We start from the raw sequence: 17,724 nt of genomic DNA on the forward strand, positions 1-17,724 counted from the left end.
CCTCGGCATTCGAGCCGTCCCGACGGGCAGGGCCTTCTCTGTGTCCCCTGTTCCTCCCAGGGCCCCTTGGTCGCAGGTGTCTCGATACGCGTTTGCCCTTAACCGCATCGAGCAACCGCGAGGCCCGTATGTCTTCTTCCCTCACTTGTACGTCCCTGTCCTTCGCCTGGCCCGACGGCACCACCGTCTTCGAGGGGCTGGACGTCGCCTTCGGCCCGGGCAGGACGGGGTTGGTCGGCGTCAACGGATCGGGAAAGTCGACCCTGTTGAAGCTGATCGCCGGTGAACTCGCCCCGGCCGACGGCGCCGTGCGTGTCGCGGGCGAGGTCGGTCATCTCCCGCAGAACGTCACGCTCGACACCCACCTGCGCGTCGACCAGGCACTCGGCATCGCCGCCCAGCGGGCCGCGCTGCACGCCATCGAGGCGGGTGACGCGGCCGAGGAGCACTTCGAGACCGTCGGCGACGACTGGGACGTGGAGGAGCGCGCGCTCGCCACGCTCGGCGAACTCGGACTCGGCCACGTCGAGTTGGACCGCACCATCGGCGAGGTCTCGGGCGGCGAGTCCGTACTGCTGCGACTGGCGGCCCTGTTGCTGCGCCGACCGGACGTGCTGCTGCTGGACGAGCCGACCAACAACCTCGACCTGTACGCGCGCCGGCGGCTGTACGCGGCCGTCTCGTCCTGGTCGGGCGTGATGGTCGTGGTCAGCCACGACCGCGAACTCCTCGACCTCGTCGACCAGATCGCCGATCTGCGCTCCGGTGAGGTCACCTGGCACGGCGGCAACTTCTCCTCGTACGAGGAGGCCCTCGCGGTCGAACAGGAGGCGGCCGAGCGGATGGTGCGGGTCGCCGAGGCGGACTTCCGCAGGCAGAAGCGTGAACTGGTCGACGCCCAGGTCAAGTTGGCCCGCCGCAAACGGTACGGGCAGAAGATGTTCGAGCAGAAGCGCGAGCCGAAGATCGTCATGGGGGCGCGCAAGCGGGCGGCGCAGGAGTCCGCGGGCAAGCACCGGATCATGCACGAGGAGAGGCTCAGCGAGGCGAAGGAACGGCTCGACGACGCGGTGGAGGCCGTACGGGACGACGACGAGATCCGCGTCGATCTGCCGTACACGGCCGTACCGCCGGGGCGGAACGTGCTGACCCTCATGGACCTGGAGCTCGCGTACGGCGCGCGCGTGGCCGGCGGGTTCGATCTGCGCGGTCCCGAGCGGGTCGCGCTGATCGGGCGCAACGGCGCGGGCAAGACGACGCTGCTGCGGACGATCGCCGGGGAGCTGGCCCCGGTGTCGGGCGAGGCGCACACGCACGTGCCGCTCCGCTTCCTGCCGCAGCGGCTCGACGTGCTCGACGACGAGCTGTCGGTCGCCGAGAACGTGGCCCGGTTCGCACCGGGCGCCACCAACAACCGGGTCCGGGCGCGGCTGGCCCGCTTCCTGTTCCGGGGCGCCCGCGCCGACCAGAAGGCGGCGACCCTGTCCGGCGGCGAACGCTTCCGGGCGGCCCTCGCCGCCCTGATGCTGGCCGAGCCGGCCCCGCAGCTCCTGATGCTCGACGAGCCGACGAACAACCTCGACATGGCGAGCGTCCGACAGCTGACGACCGCCCTGGACTCGTACGAGGGAGCCCTGATCGTGGCCAGCCACGACCTGCCGTTCCTGGAGTCGATCGGCATCACGAGGTGGCTGCTGCTCGACGGTGAGCTGCGGGAAACGACACCGGAGGAGGTCGGGTAGCGCATCTCAGGAGGGGCACAGCCTGGCCATGAGGGTTTTGCCCGTGCGGATCCGCGCTGCATGATGGCGGACCGGGGCCCTGCACCACGAGGGGCGCCCGGTCCCCTGCCCCGCCGATACGGAGTCCCCCAGTGCCCAGCAAGAAGGCCCTCGTCCGCCGCCCCAGCCCGCGCCTCGCCGAAGGTCTGGTGACGCACATCGAGCGGGAGAAGGTCGATGCCGATCTTGCGGTGGAGCAGTGGGAGGCGTATGCCGAGGCCCTGAGGACGAACGGGTGGGAGACCATCGAGGTCGATCCCGCCGACGACTGCCCCGACTCGGTGTTCGTCGAGGACACCGTCGTCATGTACAAGAACGTCGCACTGATCGCGCGCTCCGGCGCCGAGTCCCGGCGCGACGAGGCGGCCGGGGTCGAGGAGGCCGTGGCGCGGCTCGGCTGCTCCGTGAACTGGATCTGGGAGCCGGGCACGCTGGACGGTGGCGACGTGCTGAAGGTCGGCGACACCATCTACGTAGGCCGGGGCGGGCGCACCAACGCGGCCGGCGTGCAGCAGCTGCGGGCGGCCTTCGAGCCGCTCGGCGCCAGGGTCGTCGCCGTTCCGGTGAGCAAGGTGCTGCACCTGAAGTCGGCGGTCACCGCGCTGCCCGACGGGACGGTCCTCGGGCACATCCCGAAGGTCGACCGGCCCTCGCTCTTCCCGCGCTTCCTGTCGGTGCCCGAGCAGGCCGGCTCGCACGTCGTGCTCCTCGGCGGTGACAAACTGCTCATGGCGGCCAGCGCCCCGAAGACCGCGGATCTGCTCGCCGACCTCGGTTTCGAGCCCGTCGTGGTGGACATCAGCGAGTTCGAGAAGCTCGAGGGCTGTGTGACTTGCCTCTCGGTCCGACTGCGGGAGTTGTACGCCTGACGAGTGAAGCGACCACTCCCCCAGCCCCGGGACCTGCGGTCCTGGGGCTTTCCGGCATGTCCTTGGAAGTCCTAGGAAACATAGCCTGATCAGGGATCTTTACACCCCGCTTAACCTACGGCTACGTAACCTACGGTTTCGTAGCCTACGCTCTCGTAAGTTCCGGCACCGCTCGCCGGTTTGTTCCGCTTTCGCCGTACGTCCCCTGGAGTTCTCGTGACGATCACTTCCCCCGCCCCCGGCAGCTCAGCCGTCTGGACCGACGCCCGTCTGTTGTACGCGCTGGAGGAAGTGGTCGAGAAGGAACTCAACCGGCACCTGGGGGTCGCCAAGGACTGGATGCCGCACGAGTACGTGCCGTGGTCGGACGCCCGCAACTTCCCCGGACTCTTCGAGGACGGCGAGGCCTGGGACAAGGAGCAGTCCAAGGTCACGGAGATCGGCCGGATCGCCCTCGTGGTGAACCTCCTCACCGAGGACAACCTGCCCAGCTACCACCACGAGATCGCCTCGCTCTTCGGCCGCGACGGCGCCTGGGGCACCTGGGTGCACCGCTGGACGGCCGAGGAGGGCCGCCACGGCATCGTGATGCGCGACTACCTCCTCGCCTCGCGCGCGGTGGACCCGGACAAGCTCGAGGCGTTCCGCATGGCGCACATGAGCGAGGGCTTCGAGTCGGACAACCGCCACTCGATGCTGCACTCGGTCGCCTACGTCGCCTTCCAGGAGCTCGCGACCCGTATCTCGCACCGCAACACCGGCCACCAGTCCGGCGACCCGGTCTGCGACCGCATGCTGGCCCGCATCGCGACCGACGAGAACCTGCACATGGTCTTCTACCGCAACCTCCTGAAGGCCGCGTTCGAGCTCGCCCCCGACCTGACCATGCAGGCGGTCCGGGACGTCGTCGTCAACTTCCGCATGCCCGGTCACGGCATGCCGGGCTTCGAGCGGTTCGCCGCGCAGATGGCGATCGGCGAGGTCTACAACCTGCGCATCCACCACGACGACGTGCTCCAGCCGGTCATCCGCTTCCTGAAGATCATGGAGATCGACGGCCTCGGCCCCGAGGGCCGCCAGGCCCAGGAGGAGCTCGGCCTGTTCTTGGGCGGCCTGGACGCGGAGGCCCTGAAGTTCGACGAGAAGCTGGCCACCCGAAAGGCCCGGATGGCGGCGCGCGCCGGAGCCTGACGGCGCTCACTCGTACGCCGTCGTCTCCTCCAGCGCCGCGTCGCGTACGTCGGCCCAGGGATGGCGGCGCAGTGCCCGCAGCCGCTCACGCCAGGGGGCGGGCCACTCGGTGCGGTTGCCGACCGCCTGGACGACGGCGAGGGCGAGCAGGCCCTCGGTGTGACCGCCGCGCTCGGTCAGCCGTACCGCCTCGGCCAGCAGGGCCTCGGGGTTCACCTGCTTCTCGTGGTGTCCCAGGCGCGTCTCCAGTGTGTCGGCGACCTCGGCGGCGAGTACGGGTCGCCCGGCGCCGACGACTTCGACCAGCCGGTCCAGGTTCAGCGGTACGGCGGCCAGGTCCAGGTGGGTCGCGGCGAGGGCGGCGGCCTGCGGGACGTGGGCGTCGTACTCCCCGAGCAACTCGCTCGCGGCGAGCGCGGCCGGGCGGATGGCCGCCGGAGCGGACCGGGTGTTGTACTCCAGGCAGGAGACGAGGAACCTGATCCGCTGGCGGGCCGGCCGGTCGCGTCGCTCCTCGGCGTCGGGTTCGGTCTCGGCCGGGGTCTCGACCAGCGTCCGCAGCGCGTCGAGCAGTCCGTGGGCGCCCTGAGGGGAGGCCATGGCGGCCGTGACCAGTCCGCGGGCCGCGGCATGCCAGTTCGCCCGCTCCGACAGATCGGTCGCGGCCCGGGCCAGCACGCCGGGTGCCTCCGGGGACCAGGGGGTCCAGCGGGCCAGCGCGGCGAAGGCCAGGTCGGCCGTCTCCGGATCATCCGTGCCGCTCACCTCGCGCACCAGGGTCGCGTAGCGCTCCCGCTGGGGTTCGGGCAGGTCGAGCGGGGCGACGCGCAGCACGGCGGCCCGCAGGACCGGCTCGGCGCCCGCGGCGTGGCGCATCAGGTCCCAGATCTCCTCGTGGGCGAGCAGTCCTCCGGCGAAGGCGACGCAGGCCGCACGCACGTCGAGGTGGGTCCCCGCGCGCGCGTACGTCTCGGTGAGCAGACGGGCGGCCTCCGGCACCGGCAGTCGCACCGCGGCGAGCCGTACGGCCTCCTTGCGGCCGGTCACCTTGGTGCCGGGCGAGGTGAGCAGATCCGTCAGCTGTGCGGCCAGGCGTGAGGGCGCCGCATGGCGGGACGCGCGCGTGGCCGCGTGGACCGCGACCCGGGCCCGGTCACCGCCGGCGTGGGCCAGCAGCTCGGGCAGCGTGTCGGCGGGCCGGGCGGTGCGGGACAGCGCGGCCAGTGCCGCCTCCGCCAGGACGACGTCGGACGACCCGGTCCAGCCGCGGAGCAGTTCGGCGCCACCGTCCGGCACGTACGCGGCCCGGACCACGGCGTCCGCCCGCCGGTACCCGGGCAGCCCGGCGTCCCTGACGAGTGCCGCCAACTGCCGGAGCAGCGCGTCCTGTTGACGCGGCACCCAGCGTCGTACGTCCACGGTCGCCGGTACGGACCACGGGGTGCCCTTGGTCAGGAAGCGCCCGTGGGGCGGGGTCTCGGCGAGCAGCAGGTCCAGCAGGTCGGTGCGGCGGCGGACGACGATGTGCCGCACGGCGGACAGAGCGGCCGCCGAGGGCTCGTGGGCGAGGATGCGCGCCGCCCGCTCGTCGCGTGTGGCGTGCGGCTCCAGCCACAGCTCCACGGCCGTGCGCACGGTGGTGTCGTTGCCGTACCGGACGGCCTGCCACAGCAGCTCCTGCAGCTCGGCCATCCCGGCGGCGCGCCGGCCCACCGCGCGGGCCAGCGCGAAGGCGAGGCCGTAGTCCGCCTTCTCCGCGCCCGCCTCGATCCACGGCCGCAGTGCCTCGTACACCTGGTGTTCCTGGCCGCGCCGCAGCGTGCGGTCCAGGCGTCCGAGGTCCGCGCCGCCCGTGTGGCCGGAGATCCGGACCAGGGTGCGCAGCGCCCAGTTCACCAACTCCCTCGATCCGCCCGCCGCCTGCTCGCGCAGCACGGCGACGGCGAGCGCGCTCAGCCGCTGCCGGGTCTCGGGCGAGGAGTCGCGGGCCTGGACGGCGTCGACGGCGATGCGGTCCAGGTGCGGTTCGGCGTCCTCGGTGATCAGGGCGGCCCGGATGTCGGCGAGCGCGCGCAACGCGGCCGACCGCACGGGGTCCTGCTCATTGCGCAGCCGCTCCATGTCCCCCAGTACGGCGGTGACGGCGGCCGGGTCTCCGGAGCGCGCGGCGTTGCGGATCAGCAGCGGCCAGGCCTCGGCACGGTCCTCGGCGGCCGACCGCCGGGTCGCCTCGAGGAGCTGCTCGCGGACCTCGGCGACGGGCAGGTACGACTCGGCGAAGAGCACCGCACTCCACCGGGCCCCTCGTTCGCGCGCCCGTGCGGCCAACTCACGTGCCAGCTCAGTCGCGTGACGTCGCGTCAGGGTGTCCAGGAGGGTGCCGTCGACGAGGTCGGACCCACCGAGCCCTTCCTGGACGGCATCGTGCAGCGCGCGCCGCCGAGCGGGCGGCAGTGCCCGCAGCAGGAACCGGAGATTGCCGTACCGCGCCAAGTGCCTGCCGTATTCGAGGAGTTCGGGCCCGTCACAGTGGGCGAGTCGGCGCAGGGTGGCCGGGCTCAGCGTGCTGATCCCGACGACATCGACCCACGCGGGCGTCAACAGGAGCCGCAGCACACGACGCGGGTCCACGGCGGCGAACCTGCCCACATGGACGCGGAGTTCGTACGGCAGCGGGGTGGGCCCCAGCCGTTCCAGTATCCCCAGTACGCGCAGCGGCTCGGCCGGCGTCACCGCGGCCACGGCGTGCCCGTAGCGCGGCCACCAGGTCTCGCGCAGCGCCGGCGGCAGCGCGGCCAACTGCGCCTCCAGCGTGTCGAGCAGGACCGCCGTATGCCGCTTGGCCAGCGTCGTCCACGCCCCGACGGCATGCAGCAGCTCGGGGAGGAGCCGCGCCACCGTACGCTCCGAACATCCGGGCAGCAGCCGAGCCGCCTCGGCGTCGCCCCAGTCACTACGCAGGGTGTCGACGAGCCGGTCGGCGAGTTCGGTGCGCCCCGAGGCGACGACGGCACGCAGCAGATCCCGCCTCACCACCTCGGCGGCATCGGCGAGCCCCGCCTCGAAGGCCGTGTCCGGAACACTCAGACTGTCGGCCACCCGCAGCGCGTGACCGCGCACGAAGGAGTCGGGATCGGTGATCCGCGCGGCGATCCACTCGGTGTCACCAGCGACAGCCGCGGCGACGACGGCGAGCTGTCGCCCGTACGTCCCACGCCCTTCCAGCTCGTCCAGGACCGGTCGCAGGGGCGTCATCTCGCGTACGCGCACGGCGAGTTCCCGCATGCGCTGCGGGTGCGGGAGCGGATCGAGGGCGTTCAGCAGGCTCTCGGTCTGCTGCTGCGCGGTGAGGCGGACCATGCGGGGATTGTGCCCGCAGACGCGGGTGTGGCGTGTGGATTTTCCTACGGCACCCGCCGGACGGCCATGTTGTGGCATGGCCGTGCCTCAGCATGGCCGTGCCTCAGCATGGCCGTGCCTCAGCGTGGCGTGCGCCTGAGCTCCAGCCGCTCCTTCTCCGACAGCCCGCCCCACACGCCGAACCGCTCGTCGTTGCGCAGGGCGTACTCCAGGCACGCGGGACGCATCTCGCACAGGGAGCAGATGCGCTTGGCCTCGCGGACCGAGCTGCCCGGCTCGGGGAAGAAGAAGTCGGCCCCGGTCTGTGCGCACAGCGCCTCGGACTGCCAGGCGAGGTCGGCCGGGGTGATGGTGTCGGTGTGCATGGGCGAGAGCGTGCCGGGTGCCGAAAAACGTTCGATCAACGCGGGATCAACGCCGCCGTTCAGGCCTCCGGCCACCCCGATGATGGCGTGCGTGCGCGGGGCGGCGCACGGCGGCGCGCGGAAGGGTGTCACTCCGGCGGCGATTGTCGGTGGGGGATGCAAGACTCGGCAGTGCAGAGAACGGGACCCTTCCGAGGAGGGCGAAGATGCTCACCACCCGTTTCGTCAACGGCGCTCCGAACTGGATCGACGTCGGCACATCCGACATCGACGGCGCCATCTCCTTCTACGGCGGTCTCTTCGGCTGGCGGTTCCAGTCGGCGGGACCGGACTCCGGCGGCTACGGCTTCTTCCAGCTGGACGGGAAGACCGTGGCCGGCGGTATGCAGACCGGGCCCGAGCAGGGCCCGCCCACCTGGACCGTCTACTTCCAGAGCGCGGACGCCGAGGCCACCGCCAAGGCCGCCGAGCAGGCGCACGGCAGTGTGCTCATGCAGCCCATGGACGTCATGGGCGAGGGCCATATGGCGATCCTCGCCGACAAGGCGAGCGTGCCGTTCGGCATCTGGCAGCCGGGCCGGACGAAGGGCGTGGACCTGGCGAACGAGGCCGGCGCGCTGTCCTGGGTGGAGCTGTACACGCCGGACATGGCCGCGGCTGCCTGGTTCTACCACGAGACACTGGGCCTGGAGACCGCGGCGGTGCCCTTCCCGGGCGGTACGTACACCTGCATCAACCCCACCGGGGGCGGCGAGGAGTCCATGTTCGGCGGCATCGTCTCCCTGGCCGACGACCCGACGGAGGACAGCCCGTACTGGCTCCCGTACTTCGAGGTCACCGACGCGGAAGCCACCGTCGCGAAGGCGCGGGAACTGGGCGGCACGGTCCGCATGCCGGCCACGGAGATCGAGGGTGTGGGCAGCATCGCAAGGCTGGCGGATCCCTACGGCGCCAGGTTCGCGGTGATCAAGAGCGCACCACAACAGACGTGAGCTGAAGCGCCTCTTCTCCAGCTGTCACGCCGAGGCGCGGCGCACCAACGTCGTCGGCAGAACCACACCCCCCGCCGCGCCTCCCTCATCCTCCCCCATGCCGCGATGCCCTAGCCGCCGCAACAGCAACCGAGCCATCAACCGCCCCATCTCCTCAATGTCCTGACGGACGGTGGTCAGCGGCGGCTCACTCTGCTCGGCAACCGGCACCATGTCGTCGAACCCGATCACGGCGACATCCTCCGGCACCCGCAACCCCCGCTCGCGCAGCACCCGCAACGCCCCCACCGCACTGAGGTCGTTCGCAGCGAAGACACCGTCCAGATCGGGGCGCCGGTCAAGAAGCAGCCGCATCGCCCGCTCCCCACCGCCCGGCGTGAAGTCGCTCTCCACGACCAACCCAGGATCGGCGTCCCCCATGACGTCCCGGAAGCCGTCGAGCCGGTCGGCCGCGGACGTCTGGTCGAGGGGCCCGGTGATGTGCGCGATCCGGGTGCGCCCGAGGCCGACGAGATGCCGTACGGCCTCCCGTGCCCCACCCCGGTTGTCGCTGTCGACATACACCGCACCGCTCCCGCCCTCCCCCTCGCCCCAGCCGGGCCGCCCGCCGAACACGGTCGGCACCCCGGCGTGCCGGATCAGCCCGGGCAGCGGGTCGTCGAGGTGCAGCGAGAAGACGAGCGCGCCGTCGACATGCCCGCCGGCGAGATAGCGGCCGACGCGGGCATGGTCGTCGCGCCCTTCGGTGAGCAGCAGCACGAGCTGGTTGTCGTGGGCCGTCAACTCCTTGCTGATACCGCGGAGTTGGAGGGCGAAGAAGGGGTCGGCGAAGATCCGGGTCTCCGGTTCGGCGATGACCACGGCGACGGCGTCGTGCCGTCGGGTCACCAGACTGCGCGCGGCCTGGTTCGGCACGTACCCGAGTTCCTCCACGGCCCGCCGCACCCGCGCGACGAGAGTCTCACGCACCCCGTCGCCGCCGTTCACCACCCGGGACACGGTGGCCCGCGACACGCCGGCCCGGGCAGCCACGGCCTCCAGCGTGGGGCGCGGTGCGGTGTCGGTCACTTGGAGCTCCTAGTCGGCAGGTGCCGATCAGGATAGCTCCGGGTGGGTGAGGGAGGTGAGAGCGCTCTCACCGTTCATGCGGCTCTTACCGTTCATGCGGCTCTTACCCCGGAATCGTGCCGTCCGGCTTCTTCACCAGGAAGAGCCCGACCATCCCCATGTCGGAGTGGCTCTGGACGTACCGGGACATCCGTCTCAAGGAGTTGTGGCGTCCGGAGGGGGCGCCTCGGTCTCGGCCGCGGGCGCCTGCTTCTTCGCCCGGCTCGGCTGTACCCGCTTGGGCTCCCCCGGCATCTTCGGATACTCGGGCGGGTACGGCAGATCGCCCAGCCCGTGGTCGTGTTCGTCGCGCCGGGCCAGCTCGAGCAGGGCCTCCAGCGAGTAGCGGTGGTCGTCCATGTCCGCGTGCACATCCCCGAGTTCGGCGAAGCGCGCGGGCATGGTCGCGATGTCGAAGTCCCGCGGGTGCGCGATCCCCACCTCGTCCCAGCTCAGCGGCGCCGAGACGGGGGCGTGCGGCCGGGGTCGTACGGAGTAGGCGGAGGCGATCGTGCGGTCGCGAGCGGTCTGATTGTAGTCGACGAAGATCCTTTCGCCCCTTTCCTCCTTCCACCACTTGATGGTCACCTGCTCCGGCATCCGGCGCTCCAGTTCCCTCCCCACAGCGATGGCGGCACGGCGCACCTGGGTGAAGGTCCACCGCGGCTCGATCGGCACGAAGACGTGCAGGCCGCGACCGCCGGAGGTCTTGGGGAAGCCGCGCAGACCGCCGAACTCCCGTAGTACCTCCCGGAGTTCGAAGGCCGCCCGCACTGCGTCGTCGTAGTCGGTGCCGGGCTGCGGGTCGAGGTCGATGCGGAGTTCGTCGGGGCGGTCCACGTCGTCGCGGCGCACCGGCCACGGGTGGAAGGTGAGCGTGCCGTACTGGGCGGCCCACAGGACGGCGGCCTCCTCGGTGGGGCACATCTCGTCGGCGCTGCGGCCGCTGGGGAAGGTGATGTGGGCGGTCGGGATCCAGTCGGGCATGTTCTTGGGCGCCCGCTTCTGGAAGAAGTTCTCGCCGTTCACCCCTTCCGGGTAGCGCTCCAGCGTGGTGGGCCGGTCGCGCAGGGCGCGCAGAATGCCGGGGCCCACGGCGATGTAGTACTGAGCGAGGTCCAGCTTCGTGAAACCGCGCTCGGGGAAGAAGACCTTGCCCGGGCTGGACAGGCGGACGGTGCGGCCGCCCGCTTCCAGTTCCACCGCTTCACCCATACGGCCACGGTAGACAGAGCCGGTAAACCTCGCATACCGGGCGACAAGCGACGTATGCGAGCAGAATCGATGGCATGGATCTCCCGGTGATGCCGCCCGTGAAGCCGATGCTCGCCAAGTCGGTGGCGAAGATCCCGCCGGGCATGCAGTACGAGGCGAAATGGGACGGGTTCCGGGCGATCGTGTTCCGGGACGGGGACGAGATCGAACTCGGCAGCCGTACCGGCAAGCCGCTGACCAGGTACTTTCCGGAGCTGGTGGGGGCGCTGCGGGACCGCGTGCCGGAGCGGTGCGTGCTGGACGGGGAGATCGTGATCGCCCGGGAGGGGCGGCTCGACTTCGACGCGCTCACCGAGCGTATCCACCCGGCGGACTCCCGGGTGCGGATGCTCGCCGAGAGGACCCCGGCGTCGTTCGTGGCCTTCGACCTGCTGGCGCTGGCCGACGAGTCGCTCGTGGACCTGGAGCTGACCGAGCGACGGGCCCTGCTGGAGCGGGCGTTGTCCGAGGTCACCGCGCCCGTCCACCTCGCACCGGCGACGACCGACGTCGAGGTGGCGCAGGGATGGTTCGAGCAGTACGAGGGGGCCGGCCTCGACGGTGTCATCGCCAAGCCGCTCACCCTGCGCTACCGCCAGGACGAGCGCGCCATGTTCAAGATCAAGCACGAGCGGACGGCGGACGTCGTCGTGGCGGGGTACCGCTTCCACAAGAGCGGGCCCATCGTGGGCTCGCTGCTGCTCGGGCTGTACGACGACCGGGGCCGGCTGCAGCACGTGGGCGTGTCGGCCGCGTTCCCCATGAAACGGCGCGCGGAGCTCGTCGACGAGCTGGAGCCGCTCAGGACGGAGGACGCCGAGGGGCATCCCTGGGCGGCCTGGTCCGACGAGGCGGCGCACGAGACGGCCCGGCTGCCGGGCGCGCCCAGCCGCTGGTCCGGGAAGAAGGACCTGTCCTGGGTGCCGCTGCGGCCGGAGCGGGTGGCCGAGGTGGCGTACGACCACATGGAGAACGGGGCGCGGTTTCGGCACACGGCCCGCTTCCGGCGCTGGCGACCGGACCGGACGCCGGAGAGCTGCACGTACGCGCAGCTGGACGAGCCGGTGCGCTATGACCTGAACGAGATCCTCGGAAGTCCCTGACTCAGGGCCGCATCAGCACCTTCACCGCGCCGTCCTGCTTCTTCTGGAACATCTCGTACGCGTGCGGTGCTTCCGCGAGCGGCAGCCGGTGGGTGGCGAAGTCGTCGACGCCGAGCCGGTCCTCGTCCGTCAGGTGGGGCAGGATCTCGTCGGTCCAGCGGCGCACGTTGGCCTGGCCCATGCGGACCTGGATCTGCTTGTCGAACATGGTGAGCAGGGGCAGCGGGTCGGCCGTGCCGCCGTAGACGCCGACGAGCGAGAGCGTGCCGCCGCGGCGCACCAGCTCGATCGCGGTGTGCAGGGCGGCGAGCCGGTCGACGCTGAAGCGTTCGGCGAGCGGGCCGCCGAGTCGGCGGGGCAGCAGGCCCGAAGCCTGCTGGGCGAGACGGGCGGCGGCGCTGCCGTGGGCCTCGGTGCCGACCGCGTCGATCACCGCGTCGGGGCCGCGCCCGTCCGTCCGGTCGCGGATCGCGGTGACCAGTTCCTTCTCGCTGTCGAAGCTCCTGAGGTCGTACGTCTCCACACCGCGCGCCTTCACCCGGCGCAGCCGCTCGCTCACCAGGTCCACCCCGAACACCCTCTCCGCGCCGCGTACCTGGGCGATCCGGCAGGCCATGTCGCCGATCGGTCCGAGGCCGAGCACGGCGACACTGCCGCCCTCGGGGATGCCGGCGTAGGCCACCGCCTGCCAGGCGGTGGGCAGGACGTCGGAGAGGTAGACGAAGCGGTCGTCGGGTGGCCCCTCGGGGACCTTGATCGGGCCGAACTGGGCCTGCGGGACGCGCAGATACTCGGCCTGGGCGCCCGGGACGGCGCCGTAGAGCCGGGTGTAGCCGAACAGGGCGGCGCCCATGCCCTCGCTGGTGACCTGGGTGGTCTCGCACTGGGTGGGCAGCCCGGTCAGGCACATCCAGCAGTTGCCGCAGGCGATCTGGAACGGCACCACCACCCGGTCGCCCACCGCGAGGTCCGGCACCCCGGCGCCGACCTCCTCGACGACGCCCATCGGTTCGTGTCCGAGGATGTCGCCCGGTGTCATGAACGCGGTGAGCACCTCGTACAGATGCAGATCGGAACCGCACAGCCCCGTCGACGTGATCCGGACGATCGCGTCGGTCGGCTCCTGGATCCGTGGATCGGGCACGTCCTCCACCCGCACATCCCGCTTGCCCTGCCAGGTCACGGCCTTCATCGCGTGGCGCTCCCTCCGTCGGCTCGGTGGGTCCTGTCCTGCGGTGCCGCCCGGGTACCCGGGCGTGCCGTGCCGAAGCGCCGGGCTCCGGCCCGATCGGGGTTGTTCGGAGCCGTTTGGCCCAGCCGAACGCGCGCAATCAGAATCGAGCGGGTATGGCCACCAAAGAACTTATAAGCGCACAATCAATGACACGCGAGATAGGTGGCCAACGGTGGGCATGAGACGGCAGGCACGCACGCGACGCGCCTCTACGACGGTTGGGTTGCTCGCCGCCACGGTGACGGCGGCGCTGGCGGCGGGCTGCAGCAGCGGGCACGGCCCGGTGGACGACGGACGCGGGCAGCTGCAGCCGCCGACGGCCACTCCGGAAGGGACCGCGAGCAGCGGCCCCGTACTCGCCGTGAAGATCGACAACTCGCCTGCGGCCCGGCCCCACACGGGGCTGCGCGACGCGGACGTCGTCTACGTCGAGCAGGTCGAGGGCGGGCTGAGCCGGCTGATGGCGGTGTACGCGAGCAGGCTGCCCAAGGTCGTCGGGCCGGTGCGCAGCGCCCGCGAGTCCGACCTGGAGCTGCTGCGCCAGTTCGACGACCCGACGCTCGCCTTCTCCGGCGCCCAGCACAAGCTGCTGCCGCTGATCGAGAAGGCGCCGCTGACGGCGGAGCCGGCCGGCAAGGTTTCCGCCGCCTGGTTCCGCGGCACCGGCAACCCCGCCCCGCACAACCTCTACCTGCGCCCCAACCGCCTGATGTCCTCCGCCCCCGGCGCGGGCGCCCTCACGAACGGTTTTCGCTACGGCGACGCACCCGACGGCGGCAAGCGGGACACCTCGACCACCGTCCGCTATCCGTCCGCCCGCTTCACCTTCACCTGGTCCGCGAGCCTGCACCGCTGGCTGGTCGCCATGGACGGCACACCGACGGTGACGACCGACGGCAAACGGGTGACACCGGCGACCGTCGTCGTGCAGTACGTGAAGATCCGCAAGTCCGCCTTCCACGACTTCCTCGGCAACAACACGCCGTACACCCAGACGGTCGGCTCCGGGAAGGCCGAGGTGCTGCGCGACGGAAAGGTCTACGACGTCGACTGGAAGCGTGGGAAGGCCACGGACGGCACGGCCTTCACGACGAAGGACGGCTCGCCCGTGAACTTCGCGAAGGGCCAGGTGTGGGTCGTGTTCGCCAAGGCGTCCTGAGGCCGCCGGGTGGGTGTCAGTTCTGCGCGACGAGGGGTTCCGCAGGGTTGCGGAGCCCCTCGGCGGCGTCCGCGACACGCTGGATGAGCTCGAAGAACACCGTCTGCTCGGTGGCGGACAGCGGGGCCAGGAAGACCTGGTTCATCCGGGCCGTGCGCACGGTCAGCTTGCGATGGGTGCGCACGCCGTCGTCCGTCAGCCGCAGCAGGAAGCGGCGGCCGTCCTGCGGGTCGCGCACCTTGTCCAGCAGCCCGCGCCTGCCGAGCCGGCTGATCACCTCGGCGATCGTGGAACGGTCGAGCCCCACCCGCTCCCCCACCGTGCGCTGGTCCAGGCCCGGCTCGGCGACGAGCGCGTTGAGGACCGCGAACTGCGGCGAGGTGATCTCCTCCGAGACCATCGTGTTCCACAGCAGGTGGTGGGCCTGCTGCAGTCGCCGGGCCAGGTGCCCGGGGTGGGTGGTGAGGTCCACCGCGGCCATGTGCGCTCCCCGAGGTCGAATTCGTTGGTGCACTGAACGATACCGGTCCGTTCGCTCACTTGTCTGCGGCCGTGCACGGCCTCCTGACCATGTACTTCGCCAGGGTCTTGACGCTGGAGGCTTCCGGTGGCAGCGTGAAGGAAACGTCACCGAAATGCTCAGTGCCCTGATTAATTCATGACCGGGCGCTCGGACGGGATGGGGCTTCACGCATGGACAAGGTGGTCGCCACAGCCGCTGAGGCGGTGGCCGATGTGCCGGACGGCGCATCGCTCGCGGTGGGCGGTTTCGGGCTGAGCGGTGTGCCGAACGTGCTGATCGGGGCGTTGTACGAGCGCGAGGTCAGCGGTCTGAGCGTCGTCTCCAACAACTGCGGGGCGATGGAGACCGGGCTGGCCGTACTGCTCGCCGCCGGACGGATCGCCCGGGTGACCGGCTCCTACATCGGGGCGAACAAGGAGTTCGCCCGGCAGTACCTGGCCGGTGAGCTGGAGGTGGAGCTGATCCCGCAGGGCACGCTGGCCGAGCGGCTGCGGGCCGGCGGGGCCGGGATTCCGGCGTTCTTCACGCCCGCCGGGGTGGGCACGCAGGTCGCCGACGGCGGGCTGCCGTGGCGCTACGACGGGGAGGGCGGGGTCGCGCTGGCCTCGCCGCCGAAGGAGGTGCGGGAGTTCGACGGCACCGAGTACGTGCTGGAGCGGGGCATCCGGACCGACTTCGCGCTGGTGCGGGCGGCGAAGGGGGACCGGCACGGCAATCTGGTCTTCAACAAGTCCACCCGGAACTTCAACCCGCTGGCCGCGATGGCCGGGCGGGTGACGATCGCCGAGGTCGAGGAACTCGTCGAGCCCGGTGAGATCGACCCGGACGCGGTGCATCTGCCGGGGATCTTCGTGCAGCGGGTGGTCGCGCTGACGGCCCAGCAGGCGTCGGACAAGAGGATCGAGCAGCGGACGGTGAGCAGCTGATGGCCTGGAGTCGTGAGGAGATGGCCGCGCGGGCGGCGCGCGAGCTGGAGGACGGGCAGTACGTCAACCTCGGCATCGGCCTGCCAACGCTGATCCCGAACTACCTCCCGGAGGGGGTGGAGGTGATCCTGGAGTCGGAGAACGGCATCCTGGGCACCGGACCCTATCCGGCCGAGGACGCGGTCGACCCGGATCTGATCAACGCGGGCAAGGAGACCGTCACGGTCCTGCCCGGCGCCTCGTTCTTCGACTCGGCGCTGTCCTTCTCGATGATCAGGGGCGGGCACATCGATGTCGCGGTGCTCGGTGCGATGCAGGTGTCCGCGGGCGGTGACCTGGCCAACTGGGCCATCCCGGGCAAGCTGATCACCGGGATCGGCGGTGCCATGGACCTGGTGCACGGAGCCCGTACGGTCATCGTGGTGATGACCCACACCGCCAAGGACGGCTCGGCGAAGATCCTTGAGGAGTGCGCGCTGCCGCTCACCGGCAAAGCGTGTGTGAACCGAGTCATCACCGACCTGGGCGTGATCGACGTGACACCCGACGGGCTGGTGCTGACCGAGGTCGCGCCCGGGGTGGCCGTGGACGAGGTCATCGCCAAGACCGCCGCCGAACTGACCGTCGCCAAGGACCTGCTGTGAACACGGTGTACATCGTCGATGCCGTCCGCTCCCCGATCGGCCGCTACAACGGCGGCCTCGCCCCGGTGCGCCCGGACGACCTCGCCGCCCACGCGATCCGTGAACTCCTCGCCCGTACGCCGGACTTGGACCCGGCCCGGATCGAGGACGTCTACTTCGGCAACGCCAACGGCGCCGGCGAGGAGAACCGCAACGTCGCCCGCATGGCCGCACTGCTCGCGGGCCTGCCGACCTCGGTTCCCGGGGTGACGGTCAACCGGCTGTGCGCCTCCGGCCTGGAGGCGGTCGTCCAGGCGGCCCGCGCGATCGCGGTGGGCGACGCCCACATCGCCGTGGCGGGCGGTGTGGAGTCCATGACCCGCGCCCCCTACGTCCTTCCCAAGAACGACAAACCCTTCCCCGCCGCCCACACCGAGCTGTACTCCACCACGCTGGGCTGGCGCATGGTCAACCCGGCGATGAACCCGCAGTGGACCATCCCGCTGGGCGAGTCGGCCGAGCTGATCGCCGAGAAACACAAGATCAGCCGCGAGCAGCAGGACGAGTTCGCGCTCGCCTCCCACCAGAAGGCGGCCGCCGCCCGGCAACAGGGCCTGTTCGACCCGGAGCTGGCGCCGGTGTCGATCCCGCAGCGCAAGGGCGACCCGGTCCTCTTCGCCGCCGACGAGTCCGTCCGCGCGGACGCCTCCCTGGCGGCGATGGGGAGGCTCAAGCCGTCCTTCCGCAAGGAGAACGGCACGGTCACGGCAGGCAACGCCTCCCCGCTCAACGACGGCGCCGCCGCCCTGCTCCTGGTCGACGAGGAGGGCCTGAGGGCCATCGGCCGCGAACCCCTGGCCCGCGTCTCGGCGACCGGCGTGCACGCCGTCGACCCGCAGTACTTCGGACTCGCGCCCGTCGAGGCCGTCAACCGCGCTCTGGCCAAGGCCGGCAAGGGATTTGACGATCTGTCGGTCCTGGAGCTGAACGAGGCCTTCGCCGCCCAGGTACTCGGCTGCGTCGCCGAGTGGCCCGAGTTCGACCCGGCCATCCTCAACCCGCAGGGCGGTGCCATCGCCCTGGGCCACCCGCTGGGCGCCTCCGGTGCCCGCCTCGCCGGCACCGTCGCCCACCAACTCGCCCGCAAGGGCACGGGCGTTGGCGTCGCCACCCTCTGCATCGGCGTCGGCCAGGGCCTCGCCCTCGTCCTCGAACGTTAAGACCCCCGAGGTATCCC

General features: G+C 71.2%; 15 protein-coding genes. 9 read left to right on the forward strand and 6 right to left on the reverse strand.

Annotated features, from left to right (window positions below; genetic code table 11):
• Positions 1–128: 128 nt before the first annotated feature.
• The 3 genes from ACWC09_RS19530 (at position 129) to ACWC09_RS19540 (ending at position 3,841) form a co-directional block, all read left to right on the forward strand.
• On the forward strand, positions 129–1,742 hold the full coding sequence (locus ACWC09_RS19530) for an ABC-F family ATP-binding cassette domain-containing protein (RefSeq protein WP_450851794.1): 1,614 nt from the start codon (positions 129–131) through the stop codon (positions 1,740–1,742).
• A gap of 131 nt (positions 1,743–1,873) precedes the next feature.
• Positions 1,874–2,650, forward strand: coding sequence for a dimethylargininase (gene ddaH, locus ACWC09_RS19535; protein WP_450851795.1), 777 nt, complete (start codon positions 1,874–1,876; stop codon positions 2,648–2,650).
• A gap of 216 nt (positions 2,651–2,866) precedes the next feature.
• Positions 2,867–3,841 (forward strand): acyl-ACP desaturase, encoded by a 975-nt coding sequence (locus ACWC09_RS19540; protein ID WP_450851796.1) that lies wholly within the window; start codon positions 2,867–2,869, stop codon positions 3,839–3,841.
• A 6-nt stretch (positions 3,842–3,847) separates the two neighbouring features.
• Here ACWC09_RS19540 and ACWC09_RS19545 read toward each other — a convergent pair whose 3' ends face one another.
• Both ACWC09_RS19545 and ACWC09_RS19550 read right to left on the reverse strand, forming a co-directional pair.
• On the reverse strand, positions 3,848–7,201 hold the full coding sequence (locus ACWC09_RS19545) for a hypothetical protein (RefSeq protein WP_450851797.1): 3,354 nt from the start codon (positions 7,199–7,201) through the stop codon (positions 3,848–3,850).
• A 119-nt stretch (positions 7,202–7,320) separates the two neighbouring features.
• Positions 7,321–7,566 (reverse strand): WhiB family transcriptional regulator, encoded by a 246-nt coding sequence (locus ACWC09_RS19550; RefSeq protein WP_450851798.1) that lies wholly within the window; start codon positions 7,564–7,566, stop codon positions 7,321–7,323.
• 206 nt (positions 7,567–7,772) lie between these two features.
• Between ACWC09_RS19550 and ACWC09_RS19555 the strand changes: the two genes are divergently transcribed.
• The gene (locus tag ACWC09_RS19555) at positions 7,773–8,558 is read left to right on the forward strand and encodes a VOC family protein (RefSeq protein ID WP_450851799.1); all 786 of its coding nucleotides are present in this window, start codon (positions 7,773–7,775) and stop codon (positions 8,556–8,558) included.
• A 24-nt stretch (positions 8,559–8,582) separates the two neighbouring features.
• Here ACWC09_RS19555 and ACWC09_RS19560 read toward each other — a convergent pair whose 3' ends face one another.
• Together ACWC09_RS19560 and ligD are read right to left on the reverse strand one after the other, a co-directional pair.
• Positions 8,583–9,626, reverse strand: coding sequence for a LacI family DNA-binding transcriptional regulator (locus tag ACWC09_RS19560; protein ID WP_450851800.1), 1,044 nt, complete (start codon positions 9,624–9,626; stop codon positions 8,583–8,585).
• A gap of 195 nt (positions 9,627–9,821) precedes the next feature.
• On the reverse strand, positions 9,822–10,880 hold the full coding sequence (gene ligD, locus ACWC09_RS19565; RefSeq protein WP_450851801.1) for a non-homologous end-joining DNA ligase: 1,059 nt from the start codon (positions 10,878–10,880) through the stop codon (positions 9,822–9,824).
• Positions 10,881–10,954: 74 nt separating this feature from the next.
• On the opposite strand from ligD, the gene ACWC09_RS19570 reads away from it, so the two are divergent.
• On the forward strand, positions 10,955–12,022 hold the full coding sequence (locus ACWC09_RS19570) for an ATP-dependent DNA ligase (protein WP_450851802.1): 1,068 nt from the start codon (positions 10,955–10,957) through the stop codon (positions 12,020–12,022).
• Between the two features lies 1 nt (position 12,023).
• Here the strand turns inward: ACWC09_RS19570 and ACWC09_RS19575 are convergent, their stop codons facing one another.
• Positions 12,024–13,214, reverse strand: a complete 1,191-nt coding sequence (locus ACWC09_RS19575) for a zinc-dependent alcohol dehydrogenase (RefSeq protein ID WP_450851803.1) — start codon at positions 13,212–13,214, stop codon at positions 12,024–12,026.
• Positions 13,215–13,434: 220 nt separating this feature from the next.
• Here ACWC09_RS19575 and ACWC09_RS19580 point away from each other — a divergent pair, with 220 nt between their 5' ends.
• On the forward strand, positions 13,435–14,415 hold the full coding sequence (locus ACWC09_RS19580) for a DUF3048 domain-containing protein (RefSeq protein ID WP_450851804.1): 981 nt from the start codon (positions 13,435–13,437) through the stop codon (positions 14,413–14,415).
• A 16-nt stretch (positions 14,416–14,431) separates the two neighbouring features.
• Here the strand turns inward: ACWC09_RS19580 and ACWC09_RS19585 are convergent, their stop codons facing one another.
• The gene (locus tag ACWC09_RS19585) at positions 14,432–14,896 is read right to left on the reverse strand and encodes a MarR family winged helix-turn-helix transcriptional regulator (RefSeq protein WP_450851805.1); all 465 of its coding nucleotides are present in this window, start codon (positions 14,894–14,896) and stop codon (positions 14,432–14,434) included.
• Between the two features lie 212 nt (positions 14,897–15,108).
• Here ACWC09_RS19585 and ACWC09_RS19590 point away from each other — a divergent pair, with 212 nt between their 5' ends.
• From ACWC09_RS19590 to ACWC09_RS19600, 3 genes are read left to right on the forward strand one after another with little or no spacing between them, the layout of a single operon-like run.
• Positions 15,109–15,864: a CoA transferase subunit A gene (locus ACWC09_RS19590; RefSeq protein WP_450851806.1), complete on the forward strand. Its 756-nt coding sequence runs from the start codon at positions 15,109–15,111 to the stop codon at positions 15,862–15,864.
• The gene (locus ACWC09_RS19595) at positions 15,864–16,508 is read left to right on the forward strand and encodes a CoA transferase subunit B (RefSeq protein WP_450851807.1); all 645 of its coding nucleotides are present in this window, start codon (positions 15,864–15,866) and stop codon (positions 16,506–16,508) included. Before ACWC09_RS19590 ends, ACWC09_RS19595 begins: the two co-directional genes overlap by 1 nt.
• On the forward strand, positions 16,505–17,707 hold the full coding sequence (locus ACWC09_RS19600) for a thiolase family protein (protein ID WP_450851808.1): 1,203 nt from the start codon (positions 16,505–16,507) through the stop codon (positions 17,705–17,707). Before ACWC09_RS19595 ends, ACWC09_RS19600 begins: the two co-directional genes overlap by 4 nt.
• Positions 17,708–17,724 lie beyond the last annotated feature (17 nt).

Source organism: Streptomyces sp. NPDC001617, from assembly GCF_053596855.1.

What these genes read in the sequence shown, in the direction of transcription:
- ACWC09_RS19530 (WP_450851794.1), top strand. Translation starts at nt 129, where the DNA reads ATGTCTTCTTCCCTCACTTGTACGTCCCTGTCCTTCGCCTGGCCCGAC.
- ACWC09_RS19545 (WP_450851797.1), bottom strand. Translation starts at nt 7,201, where the DNA reads ATGGTCCGCCTCACCGCGCAGCAGCAGACCGAGAGCCTGCTGAACGCC.
- ACWC09_RS19550 (WP_450851798.1), bottom strand. Translation starts at nt 7,566, where the DNA reads ATGCACACCGACACCATCACCCCGGCCGACCTCGCCTGGCAGTCCGAG.
- ACWC09_RS19555 (WP_450851799.1), top strand. Translation starts at nt 7,773, where the DNA reads ATGCTCACCACCCGTTTCGTCAACGGCGCTCCGAACTGGATCGACGTC.
- ligD (WP_450851801.1), bottom strand. Translation starts at nt 10,880, where the DNA reads ATGGGTGAAGCGGTGGAACTGGAAGCGGGCGGCCGCACCGTCCGCCTG.
- ACWC09_RS19570 (WP_450851802.1), top strand. Translation starts at nt 10,955, where the DNA reads ATGGATCTCCCGGTGATGCCGCCCGTGAAGCCGATGCTCGCCAAGTCG.
- ACWC09_RS19575 (WP_450851803.1), bottom strand. Translation starts at nt 13,214, where the DNA reads ATGAAGGCCGTGACCTGGCAGGGCAAGCGGGATGTGCGGGTGGAGGAC.
- ACWC09_RS19580 (WP_450851804.1), top strand. Translation starts at nt 13,435, where the DNA reads ATGAGACGGCAGGCACGCACGCGACGCGCCTCTACGACGGTTGGGTTG.
- ACWC09_RS19585 (WP_450851805.1), bottom strand. Translation starts at nt 14,896, where the DNA reads ATGGCCGCGGTGGACCTCACCACCCACCCCGGGCACCTGGCCCGGCGA.
- ACWC09_RS19590 (WP_450851806.1), top strand. Translation starts at nt 15,109, where the DNA reads ATGGACAAGGTGGTCGCCACAGCCGCTGAGGCGGTGGCCGATGTGCCG.
- ACWC09_RS19595 (WP_450851807.1), top strand. Translation starts at nt 15,864, where the DNA reads ATGGCCTGGAGTCGTGAGGAGATGGCCGCGCGGGCGGCGCGCGAGCTG.